Source organism: Rhizobium ecuadorense (assembly GCF_001187535.1).
In the GTDB taxonomy this organism is placed as follows: Bacteria; Pseudomonadota; Alphaproteobacteria; order Rhizobiales; family Rhizobiaceae; genus Rhizobium; species Rhizobium ecuadorense.
On the sequence record NZ_LFIO01000611.1, the window covers coordinates 1 to 22,314 of the forward strand.

18 protein-coding genes are annotated in these 22,314 nt (G+C 62.2%); 7 read left to right on the forward strand and 11 right to left on the reverse strand.

The features are described 5' to 3' along the window. Window positions 1-259: 259 nt before the first annotated feature. The gene (locus AF337_RS12250; RefSeq protein WP_049732330.1) at window positions 260-721 is read right to left on the reverse strand and encodes a carboxymuconolactone decarboxylase family protein; all 462 of its coding nucleotides are present in this window, start codon (window positions 719-721) and stop codon (window positions 260-262) included. Window positions 722-742: 21 nt separating this feature from the next. Further along, entirely contained in the window at window positions 743-1,243 is a 501-nt protein-coding gene (locus AF337_RS12255; protein WP_049732331.1) for an RrF2 family transcriptional regulator, read from the reverse strand. Window positions 1,244-1,372: 129 nt separating this feature from the next. On the opposite strand from AF337_RS12255, the gene AF337_RS12260 reads away from it, so the two are divergent. The 3 genes from AF337_RS12260 (at window position 1,373) to pdeM (ending at window position 5,394) form a co-directional block, all read left to right on the forward strand. Beyond that, entirely contained in the window at window positions 1,373-2,005 is a 633-nt protein-coding gene (locus AF337_RS12260; protein ID WP_049732332.1) for a YitT family protein, read from the forward strand. Window positions 2,006-2,116: 111 nt separating this feature from the next. Beyond that, window positions 2,117-4,642 (forward strand): ligase-associated DNA damage response DEXH box helicase, encoded by a 2,526-nt coding sequence (locus AF337_RS12265; protein ID WP_049732333.1) that lies wholly within the window; start codon window positions 2,117-2,119, stop codon window positions 4,640-4,642. A gap of 26 nt (window positions 4,643-4,668) precedes the next feature. After that, window positions 4,669-5,394 (forward strand): ligase-associated DNA damage response endonuclease PdeM, encoded by a 726-nt coding sequence (gene pdeM, locus AF337_RS12270; protein ID WP_049732346.1) that lies wholly within the window; start codon window positions 4,669-4,671, stop codon window positions 5,392-5,394. Between the two features lie 42 nt (window positions 5,395-5,436). Here the strand turns inward: pdeM and AF337_RS12275 are convergent, their stop codons facing one another. The 7 genes from AF337_RS12275 to AF337_RS12305 all read right to left on the reverse strand — a co-directional run bounded on the left by AF337_RS12275 (window position 5,437) and on the right by AF337_RS12305 (window position 14,532). Next, window positions 5,437-6,018: a transglycosylase SLT domain-containing protein gene (locus AF337_RS12275; RefSeq protein ID WP_049732334.1), complete on the reverse strand. Its 582-nt coding sequence runs from the start codon at window positions 6,016-6,018 to the stop codon at window positions 5,437-5,439. A 98-nt stretch (window positions 6,019-6,116) separates the two neighbouring features. Beyond that, the gene (locus AF337_RS12280) at window positions 6,117-6,917 is read right to left on the reverse strand and encodes a TIGR02186 family protein (RefSeq protein WP_049732335.1); all 801 of its coding nucleotides are present in this window, start codon (window positions 6,915-6,917) and stop codon (window positions 6,117-6,119) included. Next, complete coding sequence (locus AF337_RS12285; protein ID WP_049732336.1) at window positions 6,917-7,840, reverse strand: sulfite exporter TauE/SafE family protein; 924 nt, start codon at window positions 7,838-7,840, stop codon at window positions 6,917-6,919. Before AF337_RS12285 ends, AF337_RS12280 begins: the two co-directional genes overlap by 1 nt. Window positions 7,841-8,504: 664 nt before the next feature. Next, window positions 8,505-12,287, reverse strand: a complete 3,783-nt coding sequence (locus AF337_RS12290; RefSeq protein ID WP_049732347.1) for a peptidoglycan-binding protein — start codon at window positions 12,285-12,287, stop codon at window positions 8,505-8,507. A gap of 330 nt (window positions 12,288-12,617) precedes the next feature. Further along, complete coding sequence (locus AF337_RS12295; RefSeq protein WP_049732337.1) at window positions 12,618-12,983, reverse strand: VOC family protein; 366 nt, start codon at window positions 12,981-12,983, stop codon at window positions 12,618-12,620. An 85-nt stretch (window positions 12,984-13,068) separates the two neighbouring features. Beyond that, entirely contained in the window at window positions 13,069-13,770 is a 702-nt protein-coding gene (locus AF337_RS12300; RefSeq protein ID WP_049732338.1) for an SDR family NAD(P)-dependent oxidoreductase, read from the reverse strand. A gap of 54 nt (window positions 13,771-13,824) precedes the next feature. Next, on the reverse strand, window positions 13,825-14,532 hold the full coding sequence (locus AF337_RS12305; RefSeq protein ID WP_049732339.1) for a DNA-3-methyladenine glycosylase I: 708 nt from the start codon (window positions 14,530-14,532) through the stop codon (window positions 13,825-13,827). 241 nt (window positions 14,533-14,773) lie between these two features. Between AF337_RS12305 and AF337_RS12310 the strand changes: the two genes are divergently transcribed. From AF337_RS12310 to AF337_RS12325, 4 genes are all read left to right on the forward strand, one after another. Continuing rightward, a complete protein-coding gene (locus tag AF337_RS12310; protein ID WP_049732340.1) occupies window positions 14,774-16,570 on the forward strand; it encodes an acyl-CoA dehydrogenase C-terminal domain-containing protein in 1,797 nt (598 codons plus the stop codon). Window positions 16,571-16,672: 102 nt separating this feature from the next. Then, window positions 16,673-17,881, forward strand: coding sequence for an acetyl-CoA C-acetyltransferase (locus AF337_RS12315; RefSeq protein WP_049732341.1), 1,209 nt, complete (start codon window positions 16,673-16,675; stop codon window positions 17,879-17,881). 2 nt (window positions 17,882-17,883) lie between these two features. Continuing rightward, complete coding sequence (locus AF337_RS12320) at window positions 17,884-18,267, forward strand: cupin domain-containing protein (protein WP_049732342.1); 384 nt, start codon at window positions 17,884-17,886, stop codon at window positions 18,265-18,267. A 16-nt stretch (window positions 18,268-18,283) separates the two neighbouring features. Beyond that, the gene (locus AF337_RS12325; protein WP_049732343.1) at window positions 18,284-20,497 is read left to right on the forward strand and encodes a 3-hydroxyacyl-CoA dehydrogenase NAD-binding domain-containing protein; all 2,214 of its coding nucleotides are present in this window, start codon (window positions 18,284-18,286) and stop codon (window positions 20,495-20,497) included. 110 nt (window positions 20,498-20,607) lie between these two features. On the opposite strand, the gene AF337_RS12330 is transcribed toward AF337_RS12325, so the two are convergent. Both AF337_RS12330 and AF337_RS12335 read right to left on the reverse strand, forming a co-directional pair. Beyond that, window positions 20,608-21,465, reverse strand: coding sequence for an SIR2 family NAD-dependent protein deacylase (locus AF337_RS12330; protein ID WP_049732344.1), 858 nt, complete (start codon window positions 21,463-21,465; stop codon window positions 20,608-20,610). Between the two features lies 1 nt (window position 21,466). Next, on the reverse strand, window positions 21,467-22,314 hold an 848-nt coding region (locus AF337_RS12335), incomplete at its 5' end, for a ParA family protein (protein ID WP_152971024.1).

Sequence of the window (22,314 nt, forward strand, 5' to 3'; positions counted from 1 at the left end):
ATCCCGGCCAGATGAGCCTCCAATGGTGACAAAATTTAAACCGGACACTCGTGGCTCAAGGCCTGGGATGACGGAGATTGGGGGTCTGTTTTGCCAAACTCGCCGTCGATGCAGATGACACGTTACATTTCCTGGTTCTACGCGGTGCCGTGTGGCCTCACGCTTACCTGGTTGAGCCACCGGTCTCACCCGCTCCTTGGGACTGAGGCGAGAAGAGGATATGCCGCGACCACCCCCGGTGACCTCTATCGCATTGGCCTCAAGCCGCCTTGACTGCCGCATCGATCGGATGCTGCGAGCGGAAGCCGACCGCCAGCCGGTTCCAGACATTGATGGCGCCGATCGCCACGGTGATCTTCGTCATCTCCTCTTCGGAGAAATGCGCCTTCAGCGTCTCGTAATCGGCGTCCGGCGCGCCTGACTTGGCGATGTTGGTGACGGCGTCGACCCAGCCGAGCAGGGCGCGTTCGCGGGCGTCATAAACAGGCGATTCTCGCCAGACGCACATCAGGTTGATCCATTGCTCGGAGAGCCCGTCGTGGCGGGCTTCCTTCACATGCATGTCGACGCAATAGGCGCAGCCGTTGATCTGCGAGGCGCGCAGCTTGATCAGGTGGATGAAGCGGCGCTCCAGCCCGCTGGTCTGGACATATTGCTCGAGTGCGGCGACCGCCTTGTAGGCATCGGGGGCGGCTTTGGCGAAGTTGAAACGCGGTTGCATGATCTTCTCCTTGGTTGTGGCTCAGCGAGCCGTCTTGCGTTCATGGATTTCAAGAAAGGCGCAGCCTCGGGCTGCGATCGATCCGTCGTCGAGGGCGGTCAATTCGATGCCGAGATCGGCAATGCTGGTTTTGGCGAGTTCGGCCCGATAGACCCGTTCGGCCCGGAGCATCGCCGCGCTGATGTTGCAGGGCTTGGCAAAGAAGCGATCGGAGACCGGGTTCGGCCCGCGCTGGCGGATTTCGGCGCAGCGGAATGCCGGCGCCGGTCCTTCGACCGCGAGCAGGATATCGAGCAGCGAAATCTCTTCCGCCGCCTTCGCCAGCCGATATCCGCCTTTCGGCCCCGGCACGGTATCGAGGATGCCGGCGCCGGAAAGCGCCTGCAGATGTTTCAGCAGATAGCTCGTCGACACACCGTGGAATTCCGCCAGCGCCGCGGCCGAAAGCACGCCGCCTTCGGAGAGGCCGGAAAGCATCGCAACGCTGTGAATGGCCTGTTCGACGCCATCGCTCATCTTCATTGAGGCAATCTCCTAATCATGGATAAAAGATATCCACGATTATGCCGGCTGTCAAGAGCAGCCTCTGCGGCTTGCCGCTTGCCTTTCTCCCGACGGCGGATAGAAACGGGAAAACGACAGGGGAACATCATGGCAGCCAATGCCTTTACAGGCCTTCTGAATTCCAGCGCCGATCGCCACTCGCTGTTCGACGACGCCCAGGGCATCGTCGCCGGCAGCATGCTCGCTGTGCTCGGCGTCTCGCTGCTCTCCGGCGCCGGACTGCTTGCCGGCGGCACGGCGGGCCTTGCCTTCCTCGCCCATTATGCGACCGGCTTCAGCTTCGGCCTTTGCTTCTTTGCCGTGAACCTGCCCTTTTACTATCTCGCCTTCCGCCGCATGGGTCCGGCCTTCACCATCAAGACTTTCGCCGCCATCGCGCTGACCTCGATCCTGTCCGAATTCGTGCCGGGCTTTATCGGCATCGGGCATGTTAATCCGATCGCCGGCGCGCTCTTCGGCGGCCTCGTCATCGGTGCCGGCATGCTGGCGCTCTTCCGCCACCGCGCCAGCCTCGGCGGCATCGGCATTCTCGCCCTCTATATCCAGGATCGTCTCGGCTGGCGCGCCGGCCTCGTCCAGCTCGGCTTCGACTGCATCATCCTGGCGCTCTCCTTCCTGGTCGCCAGCCCCTCGATCATCGCCTGCTCCGTGCTCGGCGCCGTCGTGTTCAACCTCACGCTCGCCATCAACCACCGCAAGGACCGCTATATCGCAGTCTAAATCAGGAGGCAGCGCATGATGTCGCCCGAAAACCGCTCACACTTTTCGGCATCATGCGCGTAAGCGGATGGCGGCTCTTCTTTTTCTCTGAGCTTTCACTAGTTTCAGCGCGTGGACCAGATCGATTCCGAAACCAGCGCTTTGCTGCCTGCCGCCTTTGCCCGCTGGTTTGCGGAAAAGGGCTGGCGGCCGCGCGCCCATCAGCTGGAGCTGCTTGCCCGTGCCGAGGCCGGCGAAAGCACGCTGCTGATTGCGCCCACAGGCGCCGGCAAGACGCTGGCCGGTTTTCTGCCGTCGCTCACCGATCTCACCCGCCGGGGCAGGATTCCGCCGGGCTCCGCCTTCACCGGCATCCACACGCTCTATGTCTCGCCGCTGAAGGCGCTGGCGATCGACATCGAGCGCAATCTGATGAAGCCGGTCGCGGAGATGGGCCTGCCGGTCACCGTCGAAAACCGCACCGGCGATACGCCGAACGCCAAGCGCCAGCGGCAAAAACTCAACCCGCCGGATATTCTGCTGACGACGCCCGAGCAGGTCGCCCTGCTGCTGGCCAACCGTGAGGCCGAGCGGTTCTTCAAGGACCTGAAATATGTCGTGCTCGACGAGCTGCATTCGCTCGTCACCTCCAAGCGCGGCCATATGCTGTCGCTCGGCCTTGCCCGTCTGCGCCGCCTTGCCCCGGACCTCCAGACCATCGGCCTGTCGGCGACCGTCGCCGAGCCGATAGATCTGCAGAAATGGCTGGTCGCGCAACATGAGGGCATAGGGCAGGAGGGCCGGGAGCACCATGCCGGTCTCGTCGTCGTCGAAGGTGGCGCCAAGCCCGATATCTCGATCCTGTCGACCGAAGAGCGCATTCCCTGGGCCGGCCATTCCGCCAAATATGCCATTCCCGACGTCTACAACCAGCTTCTCGAACACCAGACGACGCTGCTCTTCGTCAATACCCGCAGCCAGGCCGAGATGCTGTTCCGGGAACTCTGGACGATCAATGACGACAATCTGCCGATCGCCCTCCATCACGGTTCGCTCGATGTCGCCCAGCGCCGCAAGGTCGAGGCGGCGATGGCCGAAAACCGGCTGCGCGCCGTCGTTGCCACCTCGACGCTCGATCTCGGCATCGACTGGGGCGATGTCGATCTGGTCATCCATGTCGGCGCGCCGAAGGGCGCCTCGCGCCTTGCCCAGCGCATCGGCCGCGCCAATCACCGCATGGACGAGCCTTCGAAGGCGATCCTCGTGCCGGCCAACCGTTTCGAGGTCATGGAATGCCAGGCGGCGCTCGACGCCAATTATCTCGGCGCGCAGGACACCCCGCCGGTCGGCCGCGGCGCGCTCGACGTGCTCGCCCAGCACGTGCTCGGCATGGCCTGCGCCGAACCCTTCGACATGCTGGAGCTTTATGACGAGATCACCAGTGCCTCGCCCTATGCCGATCTCAGCTGGGAAACCTTCGAGCGCATCGTCGATTTCGTCGCGACCGGCGGTTATGCGCTGCGCACCTATGAGCGTTACGCCCGCATCCGTAAGACCAAGGAAGGCCGCTGGCGCGTCTCCAATCCCGCCGTCGCCCAGCAATATCGCCTCAACCTCGGCACCATCGTCGAAAGCCCGATGCTGAACATCCGCATGGTCAAGCGCGGCGAGGGCGGCCGGATCGGCCGCGGCGGCGCGACGCTGGGCAAGGTCGAGGAATATTTCCTCGAGCAATTGTCGCCGGGCGATACCTTCGTTTTCTCCGGCAAGGTGCTGCGCTTCGAGGGCATCCGCGAAAACGAATGCCTGGCCTCGCAGGCCTTTTCACTCGATCCGAAAATCCCGTCCTACAATGGCGGCAAGTTTCCGCTGTCGACCTATCTTGCCGAACAGGTGCGGGCGATGATCGCCGATCCCGACCGCTGGCGCCATTTGCCGGATCAGGTGCGCGACTGGCTGTCCTTGCAGAACGACAAGTCGATGCTGCCGAAGCGCGACGAGTTCCTGATCGAAACTTTTCCGCGCGGCAGCCGCGGTTATATGGTCGCCTATCCCTTCGAAGGCCGTCTTGCCCACCAGACGCTCGGGATGCTGCTGACGCGCCGGCTGGAGCGGGCGGGCGCCAAGCCGCTCGGCTTCGTCGCCACCGATTATTCGCTGGCCGTCTGGGGTCTCGAGGATATCGGGCTGATGATCGGCAATGGCCGGCTCAGCCTCTCCGATCTCTTCGACGAAGACATGCTCGGCGACGATCTCGAAGCCTGGCTCGACGAATCCTTCCTGCTGAAGCGCACCTTCCGCAATTGCGCCGTGATTGCAGGCTTGATCGAGCGCCGCCATCCCGGCAAGGAAAAGAGCGGCCGCCAGATCACCGTCTCGGCCGATCTGATCTATGACGTGTTGCGCAGCCACGAGCCGGATCACATCCTGCTGCAGGCGACGCGCCAGGATGCGGCGACGGGACTTTTGGATATTGGCCGTCTTGGCGATATGCTGAAGCGAATCAGGGGCCACATCACCCATCGCCCGCTCGACCATATCTCCCCGCTCGCCGTGCCGGTGATGCTGGAGATCGGACGCGAGGCGGTGCCGGGCGAGGCCCATGACGCGCTGCTCGCCGAAGCCGCCGACGATCTGATCGCCGAGGCTTTGGCCTGATGATGATTTTGGAATCGACGATAGTGATGAACCGCCTGGCGCTGGCGCGCGACATATCCGGATTGGCTGCGATCCCCGGCATCGAGACATCGGTGAACGGCATTGCCGCCGTCTGCGATCCGCTCGGCGCCCTCTATCTGCCGGATGCCGGTCTGCTCGTCGTCTCCGACCTGCATCTGGAAAAGGGTGCCGCCTTCGCCCGCCGCGGCATGATGCTGCCGCCCTATGATACGCTGGCGACGCTGACCGTGCTGGCCGCTGTCATCTCGCGTTACGATCCGAAGCTCGTCGTCTCGCTCGGCGACAATTTCCACGACCGCATCGGCTCCAAATACCTGCCGGAGAATTTTCGGGCGCTGATCGTCGCCATGGCGCGCGGCCGCGAATGGATCTGGGTCAACGGCAATCACGATCCCGACGGCGTCGTCGATCTGCCCGGCGCCTCCGTCGACGAAATGCACTATGCCGGTCTGACCTTCCGCCACGAGCCGAGGAACGGCCTGCAGAGCGGCGAAATCGCCGGCCACCTGCACCCGTCGGCAACGGTGCGCCGCCGCGACAGATCCATCCGCCGCCCCTGTTTCGCCACCGACGGCGCCCGCCTGCTGATGCCGGCCTTCGGCGTCATGAGCGGCGGCTTGGATCTCGGCCATCAGGCGATGAAAGGCCTGTTCGACAAGGCATCGCTGGTGGCGCATCTGCTGGGGCGGGATCGGATTTATTCGGTCCGGTATGGGAATTTGCGGGGATAGGACCTGTTATCCCTGATGGGGCTTGCTTGCCACACCCTTAAATCAATCACACCCCTGCAACTGCTGCTGATACGTCCCGGCCATCCGCGCGAACTTCTGCGCGGTCTGCTGCAATTGCCCGTTCGAGCGCCAGTCGCCGCGTTTGTATCCCGTCGGACCGGAATAATAGGCAAGATAGAGATTATAGGCATCGTTCAGCGGAATGCCGGTCTCGGCGCTGTTCTGGGCGTGGTACCAGCCGATGAAATCGATCGCGTCGGCGAAGTTCGCCCGTCGTGCCGTCCAGTTTCCCGTCTGCGACTGATAATGGTCCCATGTCCCGTCGAGCGCCTGCGAATAGCCATAGGCGGTCGAAGGCCGGGTCCAGGGAATGAAGCCGAACAGCTTGGTGCGCGGCGGCCGCGCATACGGCTGGAAGCCGGATTCGGTATACATCGTCGCCATCAGGATCGGCACCGGCACGCCGTATTTCTTCTCCGTCCGCTCGGCCGCACTCTGCCAGCTGGAGAAGAGCCCGTCGCGCTGATCGAAGACGGCACAGATATTCCGCGTCTGCTTCGGCGCCGTCGCGCAGCCGGCAAGCAGCGCGAGACCCACCGCGGTCAGAATGACACGAGTACGCATGACAAAACCTCTCGTTTCCGAGAGATTACTAACTCGTAAATGTTAAGGACCGGTTTTTAGTCGAATACGAAGTTTTCTGGAAAGGCAGGGCTAACCGATCAATCCTTGCGGAAGATCAGGCTGGCGCCCCAGCCGGTGATGAGGGCGAGCAGCACGGACGCGCAGCCATAGAGGATCGGCTGACCATGGGCGGCGTCGGTGATCATCTGTTCGATGCCGGTTTTAATGACGCGCAGCGGCAGCGATTCCTCGGTCACCAGATTGCCGCTCTTGAAGAGATAGGCGCGCACGGTATGGACGCCGTTCGGAATGTTTGCCGGCAGGCGCAGGCTCGCCTTGAAAAGGTTGGAGGAAACGAAGCGCACGCCGCTCGGGTTGCGGTCGTAGAAGCCGCCGCCCTGCTGCAGCCGCCGGAAGGCATCGCGGAATTCGCCGAGATTGCTGCCGTCGCCGACGAAGCCGACCGGCGTCAGCGGAATGTGATCGATGCCGATCCCCTGGTCGGTCAGTTCGAGCGGTGTCGTCAGGTCGTCGATCATCCGCGAACTCGACATCGAATAGGAGTGCGGCACGGATTCGAAGGTCATCGAGCGGGTATTCACCCAGATGCCGAAGACGCGCTCCTTCTTGCGCACGGTCGCATCCTGGCGCGGGCCCTCCAGCACCACGACCACGTCATACTGGCCGATGGCCAGCAGCAGCTGGTCGGTATTCGACAGCGCCCCGAAGATGGTCAGATCGGCGCCGTGGAAATCCGAGGTGATGGCGATTTCGCTGGTCGAGGTGCCGATCTCCAGCCCTTCACGGACCGCTTCGGCTGACTGCCCCGGCAGCCATTGCGCCCCGGCAACAGCCGGCAGCAGGCAAAGCAATGTCATGACGGCGACAAGCAGGCGCATCAGTTGCCGGCCCCCATCACCACCGAATAGACGTCGGCCGGCGTCACCACCAGGGCGATCGCCAGACGCAGGCCGACGGCGAGCACCAGCAGGCCGAGCAGGGCGCGCAGCTGTTCGCCGCGCAGCTTCTGGCCGACGCGCACGCCGTATTGCGCGCCGATGACGCCCGCCACCATCAGGATGAAGGCGAGCACGATATCGACGGAAAAGTTCGTCGCCGCCTGGACGATCGTCGTATAGGCGGTGACGAAGATGATCTGGAACAGCGAGGTGCCGACGACGACATTGGTCGGGATGCGTAAGAGGTAGATCATCGCCGGCACCATGATGAAGCCGCCGCCGACACCCATGATCGAGGTGAGGATGCCGATTGCAAAACCGAGCGCGACGATCGGAATGACGCTGAGAAAGATCTTCGATTTCTTGAAGCGCACCTTCAGCGGCAGTCTGTGCACCCAGTGCTGGTGGCCGGGCTTGCGCGGTGCCGGCGGCTCGTTGCGTGCCGCCCGCCGCATGGCATTGATGCTCTCGAGCAGCATCAGCCCGCCGACCGTGCCGAGGAAGATGACATACATCAGCGAAATGATCAGATCGAGCTGGCCGATGGCGCGCAGCAGCGAGAAGATCCAGATGCCGACCGTGGCGCCGGTGAGGCCGCCGATCAACAGCACCGTGCCGAGCTTGACGTCGAGCGTGCCGCGCCGGAAATGGGTGATCGCCCCCGAGATCGACGACGCCACGACCTGGTTGGCGCCGGTGGCGACGGCAACGACCGGGGGAATATTGTAGAAGATCAGCAGCGGCGTGATCAGAAAACCGCCGCCGACGCCGAACATTCCAGACAGGAATCCGACGGCCGCTCCCATGCCGAGAATGATGAAAATGTTCACCGACAATTCTGCGATGGGCAGATAGATTGTCACAGCCGACCCCGAATGATGACCGCTCCTGCCGGGCGGTTTTTGTCACGTCCCCGTTCGAATGCGCACCATACTGTGAAATCGTTGCCAGAGGCTTTCGATCGGCCCCGATTGGCGATGGAGATCGATGGCAGAAGATTCGCCGGATGCGCGGATGGATATGTCCCGCATAATCCGGCTTTTTTCAGATTGCATGACGGGTGGGAGCAAAAAGTGGAGAAAGCCTTGCGGCATAGTGCCGCCAGGCTCGGATCGCGGACAAAGTCCGCCCGAATCTTGGGGTTCGTACGCGACGGTTGCCCCCGGGGGCAAGGGGCGTGCCTCGCGAGATGCCAGTGAGGGAGGGAGAGGTCACGGCATATCCCTTCTCCCCGCGTGCGGGAGACGGCGCCGGTCCCACACTCTCTTCCCTCATTCCTGTGCTCGTCACAGGAATCCAGCCACGGCGCGTCCGCGCCGTGAATGAATCATATCACGGGAAAAGTCTTTCGCGCCCAAGGACTTGGGCGCACTGGATTCCTGTGACGAGCACAGGAATGAGGGAGATTGTAGTAGCCGTTTCACCCAACTTTCTGCCAACGCGGATAAAGCCCATCCGCCAAAAGGGCACCGACCCGTCCTTCGGATACCGAGAGAAGAATAGGGAAACCAGACGCCGCAGCGCCCCTCAGATCGCCTTGGCTGTCTGCTTGTTGCGTTCGAGCAGCGCCTTGACGGTCGCGTCGGTCACTTTGCCGTCCGGCTCCTGGCCGATCGACTTCTGGAAGGTCTTGATCGCGGTCACCGTCTTCGCGCCCATTTCGCCATCCGGCGTTCCGGCGTCGAAGCCGTTATTGTTGAGGATCGCCTGGATGTTGCGGATCGCCTTCTTCATGTCGACGCTTGCCGTCTTCAGGCCGGTTCCCGCCCATTCGTCGGGAATGTCGATGGCATTGGTGCGGTGGTCGAGCGGCTCCGGCTTCCAGAGATCGGCCTTGGCGCGGGCGCGTTCGAGCTGGTCGGGCTTCATGGCATTGGCCACTTCGTCGCGCTTCTGCGCCGCATCCTTGTCGCCGGCCTTGGCGGCGATCGCAAACCATTTGTAGGATTCTTCGAGATCGGCCGGAACGCCGTTGCCCCTCGCGCAGAGGATCGCCAGGTTGAACTGGCTGTCGGTGATGCCGAGGTTCGCGGCCTTGGTGAACCACGAGGCGGCCGTCGCATAATCCTGCTGGCCGAGCGCGCCGGAGGCGTAGAGCACGGCGAGATTGTGCATGGCGCTGGCATTGCCTTGGTTTGCCGCCTGCTCGTAGAAGCCCTTGGCCTTGGCGATGTCGCGTTCGACGCCGTTGCCCTTCTCGTACATGCTGCCGAGCCGGTATTGTGCCGGCGCAAAGCCCTTATCGGCCGAAAGCTGGTACCAGCCTGCGGCCTGCTTCTGATCGACGGTAATGCCGTTGCGGCCGTCCGAATAGCGCGCACCGATCTCGAACAGCGCCAGCGCATCGCCGCCCTGTGCCGCATCGGCAAGCGATTTCGGCTGGATGGTGTCGGGAATGGTGATGGTGGCCTGCGGCGCGCTTGCCGCCGGCGTATTGGCAACGAAGCCCGATGTCTCCTGCGGTGCGCCGGGGGTAAGCGTCGCAGCCCCCTCGCCGTCGAGCGGCGTCGCGTCGGTCAGATGATCGCCGGCAACCGGCGGGGCTGCCTCAGGCTGCGCCTGTTCGCCGGCGGGTGGCGTCGCCGCCGCTGCGGGAGCGGCCGTTTCTGCCGCATTGCTGTCCGGCTGGGCGGATGTCGCTTCAGGCAAGGCCGGCTGCGGGTTCTCAGTCGCGCCGGTCAGGGCCGAAACTTCGGCCGGCGGCTGCGGCGCGCGCTCGCCGCTCGTCAGCGTCCGGGCGAGCGGAAAAGCCATGATCGCGAGCAGCACGGCGCCGACCGCCAGCAGAATCGGCCGCCGGTAGCGCGAAAAGGCGCTGGTCTTGCCTGTCTTATCCGTCTTATCGGAAATCTTGCCGGCCTTGTCGGCAGCCTTCTTCTCGGCCTTCCCGCCCTGCTTCGGATTGGCGTCCACCTCCATCGCGGCCGCCTGCGCCGCACGGCGGGCGGCGGCGATATAATCGGCGCGATCGGTTTCGGCGGCAGGTTTGCCGCGTGCCGCGCTCTGGCTGGCGCGGACGCGCTCGAGGATCTTCTTGACGTCGGGTGCGCCCGAGCCCGGCTCGAGCAGTTCGTTTGATGCATCCGTCGGCACCACATCGGTGGGGTCGATCGACGGCGCGGGGTCGATCATCGGGCGTTCGGCTGCCCGGTTCTCGGCCTTCTTGCCGGGCCGCAGCCGCTTGCCGAGACTGGCGAGCAGGCCGGCCTTTACCGGCGCCTGCGCCAGTGCCTGTATTGGAGCGGCAGCCTCCGGCGTCCTGGTCGCGGCTTCGATGGCGATCGCGCTCGTTCCGCTCATGGCGGTGGCTTGCGCCGGGGCGGCAGGTTCGGCGGCGACCTCGGCGGTGCGGATGACAGGAGAGCCCTTCGCTGTCATGGCGGCGGCCGGCGCGCTGTTCATCTCGGCCTCGGCCACCATCAGCGCATAGGGGTCGACATCGAAATCGACCTCGGCCACCGGCATCTGGGCACTCATCCGCCCGCCGCGCTCTTCCATGCCGTCGAGGCGGTCGGCGATATGCACCAGCGTCTCGTGCAGCGCCTTGAAGGTCTTGTGGGTGCGTTCTTCGCTGTCGCGGCTGATATCCTCAAGGTGACGCAGATCCTCGGCCAGCGCCGTCAGCGCCGACATGTCGGCAGCGGGCACGCCGCCCTGCGCGGCGCCGTTGCGCGAATAGGCCTCGACGACGGCCTCAGCCGCCTGGCGGGCGGCCTCGATGATATATTCGTCGCTGGTCGCCATATAATCTTCGATCGCGCCCATGCGCCGGTCGAGATCGGCGGGGATCGCAGCGCTTTCGCGCGGCTCGCTCATCAGTGCCGAAAGATTGGCGATCTGGTCTTCGAGGTTTTTCAGCGCGTGCGGATCGGTCGGTGCCGCCGCCGTGCTCTCTTCCAGCCGGGCGGCGATGTCGCTCAGCCGGCCTTCGAGACGCCGGAAGGCGCCGTCGTCGACTGCCGCGACAGGCGCCGGCTGCTGATAGGCCATCTCGTCGATGCGCCGGGCGAGATGGTCGAGCCGTTGCGCCAGCACGTCGTTGACGGCGCCGTTCTCGAGCGCATCGATCTTGCGGGAAATGTCGGAAAGCGGTCCGGTGAGGTCGGGCTGCGGCGCAGCCTTCTGCGTGTGCTCCAGCAGATAGGACAGATGTTCCAGCCGTTCGTCGAGCCGCGACGTCGCTTCCGCCTTCGTCAGCTCCTCGACGCGAGATGTCAGCGCCTCCAGCCGCATCGCCAGCTCGTCATCAGGGTTCACGCGGTTGGCCGCATCGTGGCTCATCAGGTCGATCTGATCGGCCAGCGCCGAAAGCCGGCCTTCCAGCCGCTGCATCAGCGCCGGATCGTTGGTGGCGGCCGCGCGTCCGCTGGCGGCGATTGCCCGGCTGATCTCGTCGAGCCGCATGTCCATGGCGGCGAACTGTTCCGACATCACCCGGTCGTGCGGCTGGATCATGTTGCCGAACTGCTCCATCGCCGTGGCGATGGCAATGAGCTTGTCCTCAAGCGCCCTGACCGCCGGGCTCTCGCCCATGCCGCCGATATGCCGCTTGATGTCGTCGAGCCGGTAGGCGAGCGAAACCAGCTCTTCCTGCAGCCCCTCGGTATCGAGTGCGGCAAGCCGGCTTTCGAAGCCGTCCCAGCGGTTTTCCATATGGCGCAGCGAATCCTCGCGCGCCAGCCCGTCCATCAGCGAGCGCAGCTCCTCGAAATCCTCGCGCAGGCCTGCAGCTTCAGGTCCGGCGGCCCGGCCGGTCAGCTGGGTAATGCTCTGGGCAAGGCGGCCCATATCGGCGCGCATATCGTCGGCGAAACGGCCGTCTCCGGCATTGGTCTTGATCTCGCGCAGTTCGGCGCGCAGCGCGTTCATCTCGCGGGTGACGCCTTCGGAAATGTCGCGCTTCAGGTCCTGCCGCAGGTTGACGAGCGCCTGGGCGATCTCCGTCATCGTGTCGTCGCCGGCGCGGAAGGCTGCTGCCGGCTGCGGTGCCGCGGCGCGCGGTGCGGGGTCGCGCAATTGCGGGGCCGGCTCGCGTGTGTAGGGCCGCTCGCGGCCGGCTTCGAGGGCACGCTGGCGTTGGCGGATTTCGGCGAGCGGATCCGGCCGCTGTTCGAGCGGCGCCCTTGCCGGGCGCGGAGCATTGGAGCCGGCATAGGGATCGCGCTCGGCGGGTGCCGTGCGCGGCCGCTGTTCGCGCCCGCTGCCCATCAGCCCTTCGATGCGCGCCTCCAGCCCTTCGATCGTGCGGTTCAGCGCATCGAGCGAGGTCCTGTCGGACTGCCGGGAAGGATTTGATCGCGATCCGTTCATCTTCTTGCTCGCTTCGACTGCTCGACCTCTCGTCAGAGCTCGATCCGTGGCTTTTCCGTCTGTGGCCAGCGTCTTCACGCCGACCGGAGCATCCTTCATCAGAAGTTAGTCAATTAGACTTTCCTCAAGCTGAACGATGTAGCGGGGCACCCTTGAGAAACGCGAGACTGGGAAAAGGAATGCGGATTGCTACTGCTCAATCCGCACCTTTCACGAAACGTGGTAAACAAGCCGTTAATATCGATGGGAATTTTTTAACGTTTGTGTTGCAAACGCCGTTTTTGCCGGCAATTGCCGGCCAATTCATCGGATCAACGAACGCCGGTGCGTTCAGTCCGGCCGCTTATACTGCAGTTCGATCTTCACGCCTTCGGGGCCGTAAACGAAGACCTGGCCGAGATCGGTGTCGGGGATATCGTAATATTCGTAGCGATAGGCGCTCGCCTTGATGCGCTCCAGTGCCGGGGCGAATTCGTAAAGGCTGAAGGCGACGTGGTTGAAGATGCCGGGCGGGAAATCGCTGCCGCGCGATGTCAGGCTGAGATGGATGACCGGGCGGTCGTCCAGATAGAGCCAGTGGCCGGGCGAAGGGAAGGGCGGCCGATAGCCTTCCTCGACGCCGAGCACGGTCTTGAAGAAGCCGATCATGCGAGGCGCATCGCGTGTTTCGATCGTGACGTGGTCCAGGCGCGGCATCGGGTTCCTCCCAGCAAGCTCTTTCCACGAAACATAGTCTGTTCGCCGCCGCCGCAAAAGCGGCCTCTTCGACGCAGACGGCAGCTCAGAAATTCTCCGTCCAGGGCCGGACTTCGACCTCCAGCGACCACGCGCTGCGGTGCTGCCGAAGCACGTCGATATAGGTCTGGGCGATCGCCTCCGGCGAGAGCGTGCCATCCGGCTTCTCCGCCCGGTCCGGCCGCATCTGCGAACGCACCGCGCCGTCGATGACGAAATGCGCGACATGGATGCCGATCGGCCCGAGTTCACGGGCCGCACTCTGGGCAAGGCCGCGCAGCGCAAACTTGCCCATCGCGAATGGGGCCGATTGCGCATAGCCCTTCACGCTGGCCGAAGCGCCGGTGAACAGGATGGCGCCGTGGCCGCGCGGGATCATCCGCCGCGCCGCCTGTTGCGCTACCAGAAAACCGCCGAAGGCCGTGGTCGCCATCGCCTTTTCGACATCGGCTGGGTCGAGTTCGGCGAGCGGCCCGCGGACCCGGGCGCCGGCGTTGAAGATCACCACGTCAGGCCCGCCGATCGCGGCGTTGGCCGCTTCGAACAGCGCCGCGACGCTTGCGGGTTGCGAGACGTCAGCGGCAAAGGCGCTGGCGCCGGTCTCCCCGATCAGCGTCTGGAGCTTTTCGATATTGCGAGCGGCAAGCCCGACCTTGACGCCGAGCGCCGACAATTGCCGGGCGAGCGACGCGCTGATGCCGGAGCCCGCGCCGACGATGAGAGCGCTCTCATAGGGAAAGTCGGTCATGATATCCTCCTCGATGAATCGTTCGGAAGACGTAGGAAGTCCGAGCGGCCTGCGCTACTGCCCGCGCGAATTTCCGTGCGGCTCTCCCGCATCGATCGAGTAGGCACTGATGCGCGAGAGGTGAATGAAGGAAAGGCCGGTCTCCTCGGCCCAATCGTTGAAGGCCTGCTGGATCAGCGGCTGGTCCTTCTTCGCCGTGCCGGAGGCAGACAGCGGCACGCCCGCCGATCGCAGGCAGGCGAGCACATCCATCGTGGCGACGAAGCTGTCGCGGCCGATGCCGCGCAGGAAATATTGCCCGGTCATGCCCCCGAGCCGGCTGCCGCGTTTGCTCAGCAGGTCGAGAAGGCCGATCTGGTCCTCACGCGGCCAATCGGCGAAAAAGGCGCCGGCGCTGCCGTGTTCCCTCGCCAGTTCCCGGATGAAACCGGCATTGGCGCGCACCGACATGATCTTCGCGCCGTTGCGGATGATCCGTTCGTCCGAGGTCAGCTCATGCCAATAATCGTCAGGCGCGATATTGAGCATGGCCGGATCGAAACCGGAAAACGCCGCTTCGAAACCCGGCCACTTCGCATCGATCACCTTCTGGACGAAGCCGCTGTAGAAGATACGCCGAGTCATATCGGCGAGGATGCGGTCATCGGGCATGGCGCGCAGCGCCTCGTGATCCGGCCGATGCTTGTCGAGCATTGCCAGCAGCGCCGCCGCACCGCCCTTCCGCTGCTCCGCACGCTGCCTTATCGCCTCGAAACTGATCATCTCAAGCCATCCTGAATTGCGGATTGAAAGACACTTCTGCTTATACGCTGTCCCACGATGGACAAGGAAGGGGAGATGACGTCCTGTCAGCCCCTTCGGCAGCCGCAGATTGGCACTCGCAATTTTTTTCGCGAAAGGCGGCAAAGCTGTCGATTTTGACGTTTACGCAAACGTCAATATTTTGTAAGACGGTTTCCCAAGGCCGGCGCGACCCGGCAGTCGAATGGGAGGAATTTGAGAGATGTCAGTCTACAAGGCCCCGGTGAACGATACGCTCTTCGTCCTGAACGACGTGCTGGGCCTCGAGCGCTATAACAACCTGCCGGGTTTTGCCGATGCGACGCCAGACATGATCGAGGCGATCCTCGGCGAGGCTGGAAAGGTCGCCGAAGAAGTTCTCTTTCCCGTGAATTATTCCGGCGATCAGGAAGGCTGCAGGCGCCACGACGATGCCAGCGTCTCGACGCCGACGGGCTTCAAGGATGCTTACAAGGCCTATCGCGATGGCGGCTGGATCGGCCTTGCGGTGCCGGAGGAATTCGGCGGGCAGGGACTTCCCTATACGCTGCATACCGCCGTCGGCGAATACACGTCCGCCGCCAATATGTCGCTGATGATGTATCCCGGCCTGACGCAGGGTGCGATCGCCGCGATCCTCGTCCACGGCTCGGCCGAGCAGAAGAGCACCTATCTGCCGAAGATGGTCGACGGCGCCTGGACCGGCACCATGAACCTCACCGAGCCCCATTGCGGCACCGATCTCGGCATGCTGCGCACCAAGGCGGTGCCGCAGGCCGACGGCAGCTATAAGATCTCCGGCCAGAAGATCTTCATCTCCGCCGGCGAGCATGATCTCGCCGACAATATCGTCCATCTGGTGCTTGCCCGCATCGAGGGCGCGCCCGAGGGCACCAAGGGCATCTCGCTCTTCATCGTTCCGAAATTCCTGGTCGACACGGACGGCGCGCTCGGCGCTCGCAATGCGGTCACCTGCGGCGCGATCGAGCACAAGATGGGCATCCACGCCAACGCCACCTGCGTCATGAATTACGACGAGGCGACCGGTTTCCTGATCGGCGCCGAAAACCGCGGCCTCAACGCCATGTTCGTAATGATGAACGAGGCCCGCCTGATGGTCGGCCTGCAGGGCATCGCCATTTCCGAGATCGCCTATCAGAACGCCGCCGCCTACGCCCGCGACCGTATCCAGGGCCGCTCGCTCTCCGGCCCCAAGGCGCCGGACAAGAAGGCCGATCCGATCATCGTCCATCCGGATATTCGCCGCACCCTGATGACCATCCGCGCCTTCAACGAGGCCGGCCGTGCCTTCCTGCTCTGGACTGCGCTCAAATCCGATATCGCCCACCGCGCCACCGACGACAAGGAGCGCCAGACGGCCGACGATATTCTCGGCCTCGTCACCCCGATCCTCAAGGGCGTGATGACCGACAAGGGCTTCGATCACGCCGTCATGGCCCAGCAGGTCTTCGGCGGCCACGGCTACATCGAAGAACACGGCATGAGCCAGTACGTGCGCGATGCCCGCATCGCCATGATCTATGAAGGTGCCAACGGCATTCAGGCGCTCGATCTCGTCGGTCGCAAGCTCGCCTTGAACGGCGGCCGCGCCGCCATGGCCCTCTTCAAGGAGATCGGCGATTTCTGCGAGGAGAACCGCGGCGACGAAAAGCTCTCCTTCTTCACCAAGCACCTGAAGAAGGGCTTGAACGACGTCCAGGCCGCGACCATGTGGTTCATGCAGAACGCCATGGCCAAGCCCGACAATGCCGGCGCCGGCTCGACCGATTACATGCACCTCTTCGGCCTTGTCGTTCTCGGCTATATGTGGGCAAAGATGGCGAAAGCCGCCGAGGACGGCCTTGCTTCAGGCGATGGAAGCCGCGAGGATTTCCTGAGGAACAAGCTGGTGACCGCCCGTTTCTTCATGGAGCGCATCATGCCGGAAACCGCCCTTCGCAAGGCCCGCATCGAAGCCGGCGCCGACACGATGATGGAACTGGCCGCCGAAGCGTTTTGAGCTAACGGACTCCCTCCCCCTTGTGGGGAGGGTTGGGGAGGGGTCTTCTCTCCTCTTTCCAAGATTCGAGGCAAGATAGATTGCCGCCAGGGAGACGAGACAATGACCGAGGTTTTCATTTACGATCACGTCCGCACGCCGCGCGGCCGCGGCAAGAAGGACGGCGCCCTGCATGAGGTGCCTTCCGTCCGCCTGGCCGCCAAGACGCTGGAAGCGATCCGCGACCGCAACGGGCTCGACACCAAAACCGTCGACGACATTATCATGGGCTGCGTCGATCCGGTCATGGATGCCGGCGCCGTCATCCCCAAGGCCGCCGCCTTCGAAGCCGGTTACTCCACCCGGGCGCCGGGCATGCAGATTTCCCGCTTCTGCGCCTCCGGCCTCGACGCCGTCAATTTCGGCGCCGGCAAGATCGCGCAAGGGGCTGACGACATCGTCATCGCGGGCGGGGTGGAAAGCATGTCCCGCGTTGGTCTCGGCATGTCCGGCGGCGCCTGGTTCATGGACCCTTCGGTGAATTTCCCGGCCTATTTCATGCCGCAGGGCGTCTCGGCCGATCTCATCGCCACCAAATACGGCTTCACCAGAACCGATGTCGACGCCTACGCCGTCGAGAGCCAGAAGCGCGCCGGACATGCCTGGGCGCAGGGCTGGTTCGACAAGTCGGTCATCCCGGTCAAGGACCAGAACGGCCTGACGATCCTGGATAAGGACGAGCATATGCGCCCCGGCACCGACATGCAGGCGCTCGCCTCCCTCAATCCCTCCTTCCAGATGCCCGGCGAGATGGGCGGCTTCGAAGCCGTCGGTATCCAGGCGCATCCCGAAATCGAGCGCATCAACTATGTCCACCATGCCGGCAATTCCTCCGGCATCGTCGATGGCGCCGGCGTCGTCCTGCTCGGCTCGAAGGCCGGCGGCGAGAGCATGGGGCTGAAGCCGCGCGCTCGCATCAAGGCCTTCGCCAATATCGGCTCCGATCCGGCCCTGATGCTGACCGGGCCTGTCGATGTCACCGAGAAGCTGTTGAAGCGGACCGGCATGCGCCTTGCCGATATCGACCTCTTCGAGCTGAATGAGGCCTTCGCCGCCGTGGTGCTGCGCTACATGCAGGCCTTCGACATCGACCACGACAGGATCAACGTCAACGGCGGAGCCATCGCCATGGGCCATCCGCTCGGCGCCACCGGCGCGATGATCCTCGGCACGGTGCTCGACGAGCTCGAACGGCGCGACCTCAACACCGCGCTGGTGACGCTCTGCATCGGCGCCGGCATGGGCACCGCGACGGTTATCGAAAGGGTCTGACGATGAGCTTCAACACCGGCACGATCGAAACCGAATATGCCGAGGTTACCGAGCATTGGTCGCCCCGCGTCATCGCCGATCTCAACGGCCAGAGCGTCAAGCTCGCCAAGGTGCGGGGCCAGCTCGCCTGGCATTCCCACCGCGACGAGGACGAGCTTTTTCTCATCTGGAAGGGCGCGCTGACCATCGAATATCGCGACCGCCCGCATGTGCACCTGAACGCTGGCGATTTTCATGTCGTGCCGAAGGGCGTCGAGCATAATCCGGTGGCGGAGGAGGAATGCTGGATCGTGCTTTTCGAGCCGTCGCAGACCAAGCATACCGGCGACGTCGTCACCGAAAAGACGAAGACAGTCGACGCGCAGCGCAGCCATTTGCCGGCCTGATCGGGGAGGAAACCCAATGACCTACACCAATTTCACGCTCGAAACCGACGCCGACGGCATCGCTCTTGTCACCTGGGACATGCCCGGCAAATCGATGAACGTCTTCACATCAGAAGTGATGGAAGAACTCAACGCCATCATCGACGCCACGACCGCTGACGCAGCCGTCAAGGGTGTCGTCTTCACCTCGGGCAAATCCTCCTTCTCCGGTGGCGCCGACCTCTCGATGATCAAGTCGATGTTCAGCTCCTATCAGGAGGAGAAGGCAAAGAGCCCGGAAAAGGCGGTGCAGACGCTCTTCGGCCTGGTCGGCCGCATGTCCGGCCTGTTCCGCAAGCTTGAAACCTCAGGCAAACCCTGGGTGTCGGCGATCAACGGTACCTGCATGGGCGGCGCTTTCGAACTGTCGCTCGCCTGCCACGGCCGCGTCGCCTCCAATGCCAAGAGCGTCAAGATCGCGCTGCCCGAGGTCAAGGTCGGCATCTTCCCCGGCGCCGGCGGCACCCAGCGCGTGCCGCGGCTGGCTAATGCCCAGGATGCGCTGCAGATGATGACGACAGGTCAGTCGCTGAGCGGCTCCCGCGCCAAGGCGATGAACCTCGTGCATCAGGTGGTCGAGCCGGATCAGCTGATCCCGACCGCCAAGCAGATGATCAAAGATGGCCTGAAGCCGGTCGCCCCCTGGGACGAGAAGGGCTTCAAGCTGCCGGGCGGCGGCATCTGGACGCCGGCCTCCGCCCAGCTCTGGCCGGCCGCACCCGCGATCCTGCGCCGTGAAACCTCCGGCAATTACCCGGCCGCGCTCGCCATCCTGAAATGCGTCTATGAAGGCCTGCAGGTGCCCTTCGATACCGGCCTGAAGATCGAGCAGCGTTATTTCACCGAGGTGCTGCAGACCCGTGAAGCCTTCTCGATGATCCGCTCGCTGTTCATCTCGATGCAGGAACTTGGCAAGGGCGCCCGCCGCCCGGCCGGCATTCCCAAGACGGAACTGAAACATGTCGGCGTCGTCGGCGCCGGCTTCATGGGCGCCTCGATCGCCTATGTCACGGCGGCCGCCGGCATTCCGGTGACGCTGATTGACCGTGATATGGAAGCTGCCACCAAGGGCAAGGCCGTCTGCGAAGGTCTCGTCAAGGATTCGGTCGGTAAGGGAAGGTTTACGCAGGACGAGGCGGCAGCGCTGCTTTCCCGCATCACGCCCTCCGCCGATTATGCCGACCTCGCCGCCGCCGGTCTCGTCATCGAGGCGGTGTTCGAGGATCGCGAGGTGAAGAAATCGGTGATCGAGGCTGTGGAAGCCGTACTGCCGGAAGGGGCGATCTTCGCCTCCAACACTTCGACCCTGCCGATCACGGGCCTGGCGAAGAACTCCAGGCGCCCGGCCGATTTCATCGGCATCCATTTCTTCTCGCCCGTGGAGAAAATGATGCTGACCGAGGTCATCCTCGGCAAGGAGACCGGCGACAAGGCGCTGGCCGTCGCGCTCGATTATGTCGCAGCGATCAAGAAGACGCCGATCGTCGTCAACGACACCCGCGGCTTCTTCGTCAATCGCTGCGTGCTGCGCTATATGTCGGAGAGTTACGACATGCTGATCGAGGGCGTGCCACCTGTGATGATCGAAAATGCCGCCAAGATGGCGGGCATGCCTGTGGGACCGTTGGCTTTGAATGACGAGGTGGCGATCGACCTCTCGCTGAAGATCCTCAAGGCCACGGCCGCCGATCTCGGCGAGAAGGCCATCGACCCCAGGCATATGGAGCTGATCTCCCGCATGGTGGAAAAGGAGGGCCGCTTCGGCCGCAAGAATTCCAAGGGCTTTTACGACTATCCGCCGAAACCGGCGAAGAAGTCGCTCTGGCCCGATCTCAAGAATTTCTATCCGCAGAAGAAGGCAGATGACGTCGACATCGCCGTCCTCAAGCAGCGCTTCCTCGTCACCATCGCGCTGGAAGCCGCCCGCACCGTCGAGGAAGGCATTGTCACCGACCCGCGCGAAGCCGACGTCGGCTCGATCCTCGGCTTCGGCTTCGCCCCCTACACTGGCGGCGCGCTGAGCTATATCGACGGGATGGGCGCAAAGGCTTTCGTGGACTTGGCGGAGAAGTTAGCAGCGGCTTACGGAGATCACTTTAAGCCGACGCCGCTGCTGAAGGACATGGCTGCCAAGGGCGAGACGTTTTATGGGCGGTTTGATCCCTATGCGAAGGTGGGGCAGGCGGCTTAGGCCGCCTTTGCCTGCTCACGAAGCCGATCGCACTGCCCAACCTTCGTACATATACGTCTGAAGCAACCCTCTTCTTACAACAGATGCCAGTTTATAGAACTGTCCGTCAGCTACCAACTGCGCAGGTCGGCAATCTCATCTCTTTTCATTGCCACCTGAGCACCAAGGGTCACGAGAGATTCCGTAAGCTCTTTATGGTTGTCTCTCGGAGAGTACGTCAAAACGTTCAATCCCCTTGTCTTTTGGATAAGCGAGCACTCGGCGTCTGATACTGGGGTAGGCAAGGTTATAAAATGCGGGGATTCTGATAGTTTGTATCGATAATCTTCAAATATTAACTGCATATCGGGGTCAGAGAGACCGCAGCCTATACATAAGAAAGTATGCGTATGTAGAAGAGAAGTGAATATCTCATAAAATGTAGAATAGATGGTGCGGGCTCGGCCATAATCTTCGAGAGTGAAGATCATCTTTGATAGGGTGTCTACTGAGCCATGTGGTTTCATTATATAACGGTCAGCCCCCGCTACAACTTGGCGCACATCGTCATCGTAATAATTTTTTATTATAATAGTTCCTTCGCTAGCAAGCATCGCATAGCTCTCATAGACTTTATCGAAATTTAGGGATGCGACAATTCTGCAGTCAAGGTCAAATATAGCTCTATGTATGTCTGCGGGTTTATAGTTTGGTGTTAGAAAACTTCCCCTTATTAAATCGCCCCAGCCTGCTCCGTGAGCCTGCTTGAGGTATTCACAGGCTTCAAGATAGTTATACCGCTTCAATGCGGTTGTGATGTGTTTGAGTTTTTTGCCTAATTTTCCGTGCGCCTCATCCAGGAAGGCCCCCCACGTCGGCGGATGAGCGCCCGCATCCGTGACGGCATTTGCAGATACGCCAGAGCCAATAAGAATAACTGCGCGGCGTCTTGCAATCGATTGTACCAGAGAGGTTGGCCACTTAATCATTCTAAGAGAGTGCCTTCAAGTTCGATAAAAGCTGCTTTGTCAAATCTTGAAAGATAGTTTCTGCTTCTCTTACTTTGTTGAAATGCGCTCCCCTTACCCCATCCTTCGCTTTCAATGAAAAGATAGGCTTATGAGCCGTCTGCGACATCGGAATTAAGCTATACAAATTCGGAATAGTTCCGATCTCATAATCTATCTTAGGAGATGTGGGAAATTTGAACTTATCAACAAAGAAAGTTTGGATAGTCTTCGGAATCCTTTTCATAATCTTTTCGTATGAGGCTACGGCTCGTTGCTCTCCTTGGGTGGTTTTCTGTATATACTGTTGAGCAACATATCCCGCGAATTTAATATCGAATTTACGAGTCGAGGGAAGGTCGTCTTTTAATGTTTTGTCGAGCTGTGATATTCCGTGAGATAGACGCTTATTCCATTCCAATACCGCTGCAGAGATATTTTCAATTGCCTTTAAGCTAAAAATGTCGATTGACATAGGGCTTAGGAAAAAATCGCATGACAGCAATACGGCCCTATTGATGGAGCCAAGTGATGGGCCCATGTCAAATAGTACGAAGTCATATTCGTGGCAGCGAAGCAGGAATTCGGTAAAAAGGTAGGATGTCCTCATTCCACGTATGTCACCAGCTATTGCGTCCTGCCAATCTTTGGACAGCAGGTCCTCTTTCAAAGCTAGTCGAGGATCTCCAGGGATAAGATCGACGCCGTAATCAGGGACATTTCGGGGGGTCATGCTTGATGCGTAACCCTTTCCGATAGAAAGGGGATGGATTATGCTAGAGCAGGTCCTGCGATCGATGAATCGAATGTGAGGTGACGTAGCGAGCCGCA

Coding starts and splice junctions, on each gene's coding strand:
- AF337_RS12250 (WP_049732330.1), bottom strand. CDS start 721: ATGCAACCGCGTTTCAACTTCGCCAAAGCCGCCCCCGATGCCTACAAG.
- AF337_RS12255 (WP_049732331.1), bottom strand. CDS start 1,243: ATGAAGATGAGCGATGGCGTCGAACAGGCCATTCACAGCGTTGCGATG.
- AF337_RS12260 (WP_049732332.1), top strand. CDS start 1,373: ATGGCAGCCAATGCCTTTACAGGCCTTCTGAATTCCAGCGCCGATCGC.
- pdeM (WP_049732346.1), top strand. CDS start 4,669: ATGAACCGCCTGGCGCTGGCGCGCGACATATCCGGATTGGCTGCGATC.
- AF337_RS12275 (WP_049732334.1), bottom strand. CDS start 6,018: ATGCGTACTCGTGTCATTCTGACCGCGGTGGGTCTCGCGCTGCTTGCC.
- AF337_RS12280 (WP_049732335.1), bottom strand. CDS start 6,917: ATGCGCCTGCTTGTCGCCGTCATGACATTGCTTTGCCTGCTGCCGGCT.
- AF337_RS12290 (WP_049732347.1), bottom strand. CDS start 12,287: ATGAACGGATCGCGATCAAATCCTTCCCGGCAGTCCGACAGGACCTCG.
- AF337_RS12295 (WP_049732337.1), bottom strand. CDS start 12,983: ATGCCGCGCCTGGACCACGTCACGATCGAAACACGCGATGCGCCTCGC.
- AF337_RS12300 (WP_049732338.1), bottom strand. CDS start 13,770: ATGACCGACTTTCCCTATGAGAGCGCTCTCATCGTCGGCGCGGGCTCC.
- AF337_RS12305 (WP_049732339.1), bottom strand. CDS start 14,532: ATGATCAGTTTCGAGGCGATAAGGCAGCGTGCGGAGCAGCGGAAGGGC.
- AF337_RS12310 (WP_049732340.1), top strand. CDS start 14,774: ATGTCAGTCTACAAGGCCCCGGTGAACGATACGCTCTTCGTCCTGAAC.
- AF337_RS12315 (WP_049732341.1), top strand. CDS start 16,673: ATGACCGAGGTTTTCATTTACGATCACGTCCGCACGCCGCGCGGCCGC.
- AF337_RS12320 (WP_049732342.1), top strand. CDS start 17,884: ATGAGCTTCAACACCGGCACGATCGAAACCGAATATGCCGAGGTTACC.
- AF337_RS12325 (WP_049732343.1), top strand. CDS start 18,284: ATGACCTACACCAATTTCACGCTCGAAACCGACGCCGACGGCATCGCT.
- AF337_RS12330 (WP_049732344.1), bottom strand. CDS start 21,465: ATGATTAAGTGGCCAACCTCTCTGGTACAATCGATTGCAAGACGCCGC.